We start from the raw sequence: 8,332 nt of genomic DNA, 5'->3' as shown, positions 1-8,332 counted from the left end.
ACCTTGTGGGGCCCCCTTCCGCATACCCAGGGGCGCGGGGAACCGCGCGACCGGCCACTGACTGCCCGCAGACGGCTCATCACCATCCGAGGCAGCCCAGTGGCCGCACGAACGGCTACCGCAACCGTGCCATCAACGCATGCTCGACGAGCGTGATGAGCGCACTCTTCGCGTCAGCGCGATGACGGGCGTCCGTCGTGATGATCGGGGTGTCGGGGCCGATCTGCAGAGCCTCGCGAACCTCGTCCGGGTTGTACGGCTGGTTGCCGTCGAAGCCGTTGAGGGCGATCACGAAGGGCAGGCCGCTGTTCTCGAAGTAGTCGACCGCGGGGAAGCAGTCGGCGAGGCGGCGGGTGTCGACCAGGACGATCGCTCCGATCGCGCCGCGCACCAGGTCGTCCCACATGAACCAGAAGCGGTCCTGGCCGGGCGTACCGAAGAGGTACAGGATCAGGTCCTGGTCGAGGGTGATACGGCCGAAGTCCATGGCCACGGTGGTCGTGGTCTTGTCTCCGGTGTGGGTGAGGTCGTCGATGCCCGCCGAAGCTGACGTCATCACGGCCTCGGTGCGCAGCGGGTTGATCTCCGAGACGGCGCCGACGAACGTGGTCTTGCCCACGCCGAAGCCGCCAGCCACCACGATCTTCGCGGACGTGGTGGAGCGGGAAGGCCCTCCGCTAGAGCTTGCGAAGTCCACTGAGCACCCTTTCGAGCAGTGTCACGTCTGGCTGGCCGCCGGCGTTCTCGTCGCCGCCGGGCTGATGGATGGCGACCAGGCCCGCCTCCGCCAAGTCGGCGACGAGGATCCTGGCCACGCCGAGAGGGATCGTCAGGAGGGCCGAGATCTCGGCCACCGACTTGATCTCCCGGCAGAGGTTGCAGATCCGCTGATGCTCGGGCAGTTGCCCCTGCATCTGGTGCGGAGCCGCGGTGGTGTGCACCAGCGCCTCGATGGCGAGCTGGTACCGCGGCCTGGTGCGGCCGCCCGTCATGGCGTAGGGGCGCACCAGGGGGTTGTTCGCCGCCCCGGCGGGCGCGGGCTCAGGGGCACGTCGCTGCGGCTGCACGGGCTGGATGCGCGGCGCCGGCGGCTGGTCGTACGGCGAGGGGCCGGGGCCCTGGGGCGCGTACGGCTGCTGACGCCGCTGGCTCGGAGCGGAGGGGAAGTTGTAACGGTTGGGGTTCTGGGAACCGTCGCCCTGGCCCTGGCCAGGGCCGTACGACCAGTTACCCGAAGGTGAACCGCCTGGGGGTGTTGCCACTTTCTCTCCTCCTCCGACTGCCTGGCACCCATCACTGTGGAGCCGCGTCCCGAAACCTTATGGCCTCGGGACGCCAAAACGCACCGTGTGTCTGTTAGTTGAGCAGGCTCCCTTGGAGCTCCGCACGCAGATCGGGTGTCAGGACCGTACCGGCGCGGTCCACCAGGAGCGCCATCTCGTATCCGACGAGGCCGATGTCCGCCTCCGGATGTGCGAGAACCGCGAGCGACGAACCGTCGGAGATGGACATGATGAAGAGGAATCCCCGTTCCATCTCCACAACCGTCTGGTTCACGCTGCCGCCCTCGAAGATACGGGAGGCGCCTGCCGTCAGAGACGTCAGACCGGAGGCGACGGCCGCGAGCTGGTCGGCACGGTCGCGCGGAAAGCCTTCGGACATCGCCAGAAGGAGTCCGTCGGCGGAGACCACCACGGTGTGGGACACCCCGGGGGTGTTGTCCACGAAGTTGGTGATCAACCAGTTCAGGTTCTGCGCCGCCTGGCTCATCGGGCTCACACTAACGCTCCTGGTTGTAGGTGCTGTCAGAACCGAAGCCCTGACCGTTCGTTTCGCTTCCTGCGCTGCGGCCCCGCTCGACACCGCGACGCAGGTTGCTCAACCTGCCCCGGACGTCCTCGGGAGCGCGGGAGACCTGTGGGCCTCCCTGGGGGGTGGTCTCGGCGGCTCCCTCGACCAGGTTGGCCTTGGGCACCCGCCGCGGCAGACCGGAGGAGGTGACCCCGCCCGCCTTGGGCTTGCGGAGCTGCGAGGCCTGCTGCCAGCGCGCGTCGTTCGCCGAACGCCAGTCGGGGTCGCCGTTGCTTTCGGCGGGGGCCGACGGCTCCTGGTTCACGTGCCGCGCGCCGCCCGAGCCGTTCGCGCCGCTCGGGGTTGATCCGCGGCGCGGGAGACCGGCGTCGGTCAGGTCGTGGCTGGAGGAGGAGGTCGGTCCCGGTCGTTCGAAGCCTACGCGGTCCAGCTCACTCACGTCAGCGGCCTGCACGGACTCCGCTTGCGGAGCGTACTGGTCCTGGTATCCGTTGCGGTAGCCGTCCTGCTGCGGCCAGTCGTCCTGGTAGGACGGCTCTTCGAAGCCCGAGAACGTCTCCGGGGCGGCGGCATGGGCCCGCGCGGGCTCCTCGCGGACCGGCTCCGGATAGGCCGGCTCCGGGTAGCCGCCGTTGGAGGAGAAGCCGTCGTTCAGCGGCAGGCCGCCGTTCGGCGCGTAGTACCCCTCGTCGTACGACGGTCGCTGCGGGTCCTCGTACGCGGTCCGCTGCGGGTCCTCGTAAGCCGTCTGCTGCTGCTCCTCGTAGGAGGGCTGCCGCGGCTCCTCGTAGGCCGTCTGGCGGTCGTACGACGCCTGCTGCGGCTCCTGGTAGCCGCCCGGGCCGTCGAAGGCCTCGACGTACCCGGTGGAGTCGGGGGACTGCTGGTCGGACGGCTGGCCGTGGGGACCCTGGGACTCCAGGGCCGCGCGGCGCTCCTCGCGCATCAGCGAGCGGCCCACCGGGTCCAGCTCCCGGATGTCGTCCGGGACCTCGGTGTAGCGGCTGTCGTCGAAGCCCAGCTCCGCGGCCGTGCGCATGGGCAGGCCGTTGTTGAAGTTCTCGCCCTGGAAGTTCTGCTGCTCCGGGATGATCTGCGAGACCGTGAACTCGTCGCGCTGCTGCTCGCCGCCGCTGCCGCCGTGCGTGATCGCGTCGGGCAGCATGACCAGCGAGGTCGTGCCGGCCTGCTCGCCGGAGGGGCGCAGCTGGACGCGGATGCCGTGGCGGTCGGACAGCCGGCCGACCACGAACAGGCCCATGCGCTGGGAGATCGCGGCATCCACGGTCGGCGGGTTGGCCAGCTTGTGGTTGATGTCCGCGAAGTCCTCGGCGGTGAGGCCGATGCCCTTGTCGTGGATCTCGATCATGATGCGGCCGTCGGGCAGCCGGGTCGCGGTGACGCGGACCTTGGTCTGCGGCGAGGAGAACGTGGTGGCGTTCTCCAGCAGCTCGGCGAGCAGGTGCACGAGGTCGGTGACCGCGCGGCCGTGGATCTCGGCCTCCGGGACGCCGGACAGCTCGATGCGCTCGTACTGCTCCACCTCGGAGGAGGCGGCGCGCAGCACGTCGACCAGCGGGACCGGCTGGTCCCAGCGGCGGCCGGGCTCCTCGCCGGCGAGGACCAGGAGGTTCTCGCCGTTGCGGCGCATACGGGTGGCCAGGTGGTCCAGCTTGAAGAGGTTCTCCAGCTGGTCCGGGTCGGCCTCGTTGTTCTCCAGGTCCGTGATCAGGGTCAGCTGGCCCTCGATCAGCGACTGGTTGCGGCGCGAGAGGTTGGTGAAGATCGCGTTGATGTTGCCCCGCAGCAGGGCCTGCTCGGCGGCGAGCCGGACGGCCTCGCGGTGGACCTGGTCGAAGGCCCGGGCGACCTCGCCGATCTCGTCCCGGGTGGTGATCGGGATCGGCTGCACACGGGTGTCGACGCGGCCGGGGTCGGTGCGCGAGAGCTGGTCGACCAGCATCGGCAGGCGCTGCTCGGCGATGCCGAAGGCGGCGTTGCGCAGCTGGCGCATCGCACGGCTCATCTGGCGGGCCACCATGCCGGCCAGGATGAACGCGGCGAGCAGGGCGACCACGACGGCGGCACCGGTGATGAGCGCGTCACGCTTGGCGCTGTCGGCGATGTCGGAGGCCTCGCTCACCGCGGTGTCGGCAAGGTCCTTCTCGATGGCGTTGTACGCGTTGAACTTGAGCGTGGTGACCGCCCACCAGTTCTCCGCGGTGATGCCCTCCTGGGCCAGGGCGGCACGCTCGCTCGTGTCCGTGGAGGACAGCGAGGCGAGCTTCGTGACCATGGTGGTGGGGTTGGACGGCGGCGGAACGTAGTCCGGGTCCTTGGCCTTGGCCTCCGCGGCCATCTTCGCGCCGTCGGCCTTGATCTGGGTCTCGGCCGTCGTGAGCTTGGTGATGTCCCCTTCGGTGCCGCCGCTCGTGTACTCCTGGATGGCGATGCCCTCCAGGTACGCGTACGAGGTGAGGGCGACCCGCTGCTTGGCCAGGTCCGCGGTCTTGGGACCGGGCTTGATCAGCATGTGCATGCCGATGGAGCGGTCCAGGGAGAGCGCGCCCTTGGTCAGGGAGATGGCGTAGACCGTACGGCCGTAGCTGGTGATGTTGCCGGTACCCAGGCCGAGCTCGTTGGCGAACTCCAGCAGCCGGTGCTCGGTGTCGACGTAGCCCTCTTCCGTCTGCACGCCGGAGAGCTGGTCGGTATAGGCGGCCTTGCGAAGCTGGGTCAGCTTCGGCTCCACCTCGCGGAAGCGCTCAAGACGCCGCACCAGGTTGGGCCGGTCCGGCATGCTCTGGACGGCCTCGTCGAAGGCGTCGGCGGCCCGGTCGGTGTTCGCGCGGGCCTGGACGACCGTCTTGTCCTTCTCGCCCTTGCCCTGCAGCAGGGGCGCGGCGGTCACGTCGCGCTCGACGAGCAGTTCGTTGCCGTAGGCCAGCGCGGCCCGCACCAGACGCGCGGTGTTCTCCGCGTCCTCGGCCTCCTGCCAGGTGTCGATCGAGCTCTTCACCTGGAAGCCGCCCATGACGAGGCCGACCACCACGGGTATGAGCAGGATCGCGTTCAGCCGGGTCGGCACCCGCCAGTTGCGCGGGGAGAAGCGGCCGCCGCTGGAAGCTGGCGCGGCCGTCGGCTCCGAACCTGGCACATGGGCGGACGCCGCTCCGCGCGGCGGCGGGGTGAAGTTGCCCCGGGCCGACGGCTCGGGACCGTTCTTGCTTCGCCTCACTCGACCAACAACCTTCCGGCGGTCGGCACCTAACGTTGTGCCGCTGTGTCTCAGAGCCCGTTGTGCCATCGACTGGGGAGTACGTCTTTGACTATTGGGCAGTTCAGGCATTCCAGCACGTGGCCCTGCGCAGTTCCAAACAGTGGAGGCCGGGGATCCGGAGTGATGTAAGCCCCAGATAAAACGGTCATAAAGAACGAGCCCCGTCAAAAGACGGGGCCTTTGTGCGCGCAGCGACACCGCCTGACCGCGACGAGTGGCCGTACCACCCGATTCCTCTGCCGAAACGTTATGAACACCGGGGCCGACCGTGTCAAAAGACACAGCCGGCTCCGGAGGTTCTACGACAACTTCCGTACGACACTGCCGATTTCGTGCTAGCGCAACCGTGCCATCAGAGCGTGCTCCACCAGCGTGATCAGCGCACTCTTCGCATCGGAACGATGTCGGGCGTCCGTCGTGATGATCGGGGTGTCCGGACCGATCTGGAGCGCCTCGCGCACCTCCTCGGGAGCATATGGCTGGTGCCCCTCGAAGCCGTTCAGCGCGACGACGAAGGGCAGGCCGCTGTTCTCGAAGTAGTCGACCGCGGGGAAGCAGTCGGCAAGGCGGCGGGTGTCGACCAGAACGATCGCGCCGATCGCGCCGCGCACCAGGTCGTCCCACATGAACCAGAAGCGGTCCTGGCCCGGCGTACCGAACAGGTACAGGATCAGGTCCTGGTCCAGCGTGATGCGGCCGAAGTCCATGGCCACCGTGGTGGTGGTCTTGCCTCCGGTGTGGGTGAGGTCGTCGATGCCCGCGCTCGCGGACGTCATCACGGCCTCGGTGCGCAGCGGGTTGATCTCGGAGACGGCGCCGACGAACGTGGTCTTGCCCACGCCGAAGCCACCCGCCACCACGATCTTCGCGGAGGTGGTCGCCCGGCCTCCGTCAGAGCTTGCGAAGTCCACTGAGCACCCTTTCGAGCAGTGTCACGTCCGGAGCGCCGGTGCTGTCGTCGCCACCCGGCTGATGAATGGCGACGAGCCCGGCCTCCGCGAGGTCCGCGACGAGAATGCGGGCCACGCCCAACGGCATGGCCAGGAGCGCCGAGACCTCGGCGACCGACTTGACCTCGCGGCACAGGTGGCAGATCCGCTGGTGCTCCGGGAGCAGTCCCATGAGCGCCGCCGGGTCGGCCGTGGTGCTGATCAGGGCCTCGATGGCGAGCTGGTAGCGCGGCCGGGTCCGGCCGCCGGTCATCGCGTACGGACGTACCAGCGGCTGGTCGCCCTCATCCTCGTACGGCTCCGCGTACGGATCATGAGAGGCGGTGGGCGGGGTCATGAATCCTCCGGGCGGGACAGCAAGTCGGTCAGCTAGCCGTCGGACAGGGGCCGGTGGGGGGATTGTGGCGGCCGGACGGTGATTTGGTGAGGCGGGTGGATCCTGTGACGGTCAGTGGAGCAGACTGCCTTGGAGTTCGGCGCGCAGGTCGGGCGTGAGCACCGCGCCCGCGCGGTCGACCAGGAGCGCCATCTCGTAGCCGACGAGGCCGATGTCGCAGTCGGGGTGGGCGAGAACGGCCAGTGACGAGCCGTCCGAGACGGACATCAGGAAGAGAAATCCCCGTTCCATCTCGACGACCGTCTGTGCCACGCTGCCGCCCTCGAAGATCCGGGAGGCCCCGGCCGTCAAGGACGTCAGACCGGAGGCGACTGCGGCCAACTGGTCGGCGCGGTCGCGCGGAAAACCTTCGGACATTGCCAGAAGGAGGCCGTCGGCGGACACGACGACGGTGTGGGACACCCCTGGGGTGTTGTCCACGAAGTTGGTGATCAACCAGTTCAGGTTCTGTGCCGCCTGGCTCATCGGACTCAACTAACGCTCCTGCTGGTGAGTGGGGCTCGGGAAGCTTCCGGTCTGGCCGGTACCGGCCTGTCGACCTTGCGCAATGCCCCGACGGAGATTGGTCAGCCGGCCGCGTACGTCGTCAGGCGCACGCGAGACCTGCGGACCGGTTTGGTGCTGTTGCTGCTGCGCCGTGCCCGGAACGAGGTTCGCCCGGGGCACCCGGCGCGGCAGCCCGGAGGTGGTGACGCCGCCCGCGGCCGGCTGCCGTACGCGCTCTGCCTGCCGGACGAGATCGTCGTTCGGAGAGCTGCGCCAGGAGCTGGCTACGGGACGTTGAGGGGCGGCGGGAGCCTGCGGCTGCTGCTGCGGGGCCGCCGGGGTGGGAGCGGGGCCGTTGCCCTGCTGCCCGTTCTGCTGCCCGTGGAACCAGTTGGTCTCGAGCGTGTCGTACAGCGGCGTACGGCCGTCACCGGGACCCGCCGGCGGCAACGCCTCGGGCTCCTGACGGCCGGGCCGCTGCTGCGGACGCTGCGGGACCGGCGGACGGGGAGCGCCGAAGTCGGCGCCGCCCTGCGTGCCGTTCGGCTGCGGGCGCTCGTACTGGCCGGTCGAGCCGTTGTCGTAGCCCGACGCGGGGAACTGGCCGGTGGAGCCGCTGTCGTAGGTCTGCGGCACCGGGAACTGGCCGGTGGCCGACGGGTTCGACGACGCCGACGGCATGTTCGGCGGGGCCTGGGTGCCGAAGACGTCAGGGCGGACGAAGTGGCCCGAGTTCTGCACACCGTTCGTGCCGGGGCGGGGGAACTGGCCCGTGTCCTGAGGCCCGCCGTTCCCGCCGGAGGCCGGTGCGCCGGGGCCCTGACGGCCCTCGCCGCGCGGGATCGCCGGCATCTCCGCGGTCGCGCCCGGGCCCTGCCGGTCGTCGAGCCGCGGCATCCGGGAGGTCTGCGAGGAGTCCTGCTCGTCATGGCCGCGCGGGGTGTCGAGCGAGGCCCGCGGGACCGACGGCTGGGCGTTCTCGTCGCTCCAGCTGGGCACGCGGGGCTGCTGGTTGTCGCCACCGGGCAGCTCGGCCCGCGGACCGCCACGGCCCGGCAGCTGCGGCCGACGACGCCGGCCCTGGCCCTGGCCCTGCTCGTTGCCCGGGCTCGACGGCTGCTGGGACGGCGGCGACTGCGGCGGTACGGGGACACGGCTGCCCCCGAAGGCGTCCTGGCCCTGCGAGGCGTTGGTGCCCGCGGCCTGCAGGCCCTGCGGGGCGCCCGGCGCCTGACCGCCGAAACCGGCACCGGCCGGAGCGGGGCGGCCCTGCGGCGGCGTACCCGGACCCTGAGGTCCGCGTGCTCCGCCCGGCGCCCCACCGGGACGACCGCCACTGTCACGCCCGGGCAGCGCGGCGCGCGGTCCCTGACCGGCGTTGAGCCGGCCGCCCGTGGGCGCACCGGC

The 8,332-nt window shown here is 70.2% G+C and carries 7 protein-coding genes and 1 pseudogene; all 8 read right to left on the bottom strand.

Annotation, left to right across the window (positions count from 1 at the left end):
- Nucleotides 1-115: 115 nt before the first annotated feature.
- Entirely contained in the window at nt 116-697 is a 582-nt protein-coding gene (locus ACWBNA_RS30650; RefSeq protein ID WP_026248371.1) for a GTP-binding protein, read from the bottom strand.
- Nucleotides 678-1,262, bottom strand: a complete 585-nt coding sequence (locus ACWBNA_RS30645; protein ID WP_482707763.1) for a DUF742 domain-containing protein — start codon at nt 1,260-1,262, stop codon at nt 678-680. Before ACWBNA_RS30645 ends, ACWBNA_RS30650 begins: the two co-directional genes overlap by 20 nt.
- A gap of 94 nt (nt 1,263-1,356) precedes the next feature.
- The gene (locus tag ACWBNA_RS30640; protein ID WP_033321188.1) at nt 1,357-1,770 is read right to left on the bottom strand and encodes a roadblock/LC7 domain-containing protein; all 414 of its coding nucleotides are present in this window, start codon (nt 1,768-1,770) and stop codon (nt 1,357-1,359) included.
- 10 nt (nt 1,771-1,780) lie between these two features.
- Complete coding sequence (locus ACWBNA_RS30635) at nt 1,781-5,050, bottom strand: nitrate- and nitrite sensing domain-containing protein (protein ID WP_482707762.1); 3,270 nt, start codon at nt 5,048-5,050, stop codon at nt 1,781-1,783.
- Between the two features lie 377 nt (nt 5,051-5,427).
- Complete coding sequence (locus tag ACWBNA_RS30630; RefSeq protein WP_046258886.1) at nt 5,428-6,003, bottom strand: GTP-binding protein; 576 nt, start codon at nt 6,001-6,003, stop codon at nt 5,428-5,430.
- A complete protein-coding gene (locus tag ACWBNA_RS30625; RefSeq protein WP_030045307.1) occupies nt 5,984-6,379 on the bottom strand; it encodes a DUF742 domain-containing protein in 396 nt (131 codons plus the stop codon). The genes ACWBNA_RS30630 and ACWBNA_RS30625 overlap by 20 nt, the downstream gene beginning before the upstream one ends.
- 111 nt (nt 6,380-6,490) lie before the next feature.
- Nucleotides 6,491-6,904, bottom strand: a complete 414-nt coding sequence (locus ACWBNA_RS30620; RefSeq protein ID WP_030611534.1) for a roadblock/LC7 domain-containing protein — start codon at nt 6,902-6,904, stop codon at nt 6,491-6,493.
- Nucleotides 6,905-6,913: 9 nt separating this feature from the next.
- Nucleotides 6,914-8,332, bottom strand: a pseudogene (locus ACWBNA_RS30615) (nitrate- and nitrite sensing domain-containing protein); the annotation flags it as partial.

It is taken from the genome of Streptomyces sp. Q2 (genome assembly GCF_056820935.1).
This window is presented reverse-complemented; position numbering and strand designations above follow the sequence as displayed.

Excerpts from the sequence above, each read along its gene's own strand:
- ACWBNA_RS30625 (WP_030045307.1), bottom strand. The coding sequence starts at position 6,379 with ATGACCCCGCCCACCGCCTCTCATGATCCGTACGCGGAGCCGTACGAG.
- ACWBNA_RS30620 (WP_030611534.1), bottom strand. The coding sequence starts at position 6,904 with ATGAGCCAGGCGGCACAGAACCTGAACTGGTTGATCACCAACTTCGTG.
- ACWBNA_RS30640 (WP_033321188.1), bottom strand. The coding sequence starts at position 1,770 with ATGAGCCAGGCGGCGCAGAACCTGAACTGGTTGATCACCAACTTCGTG.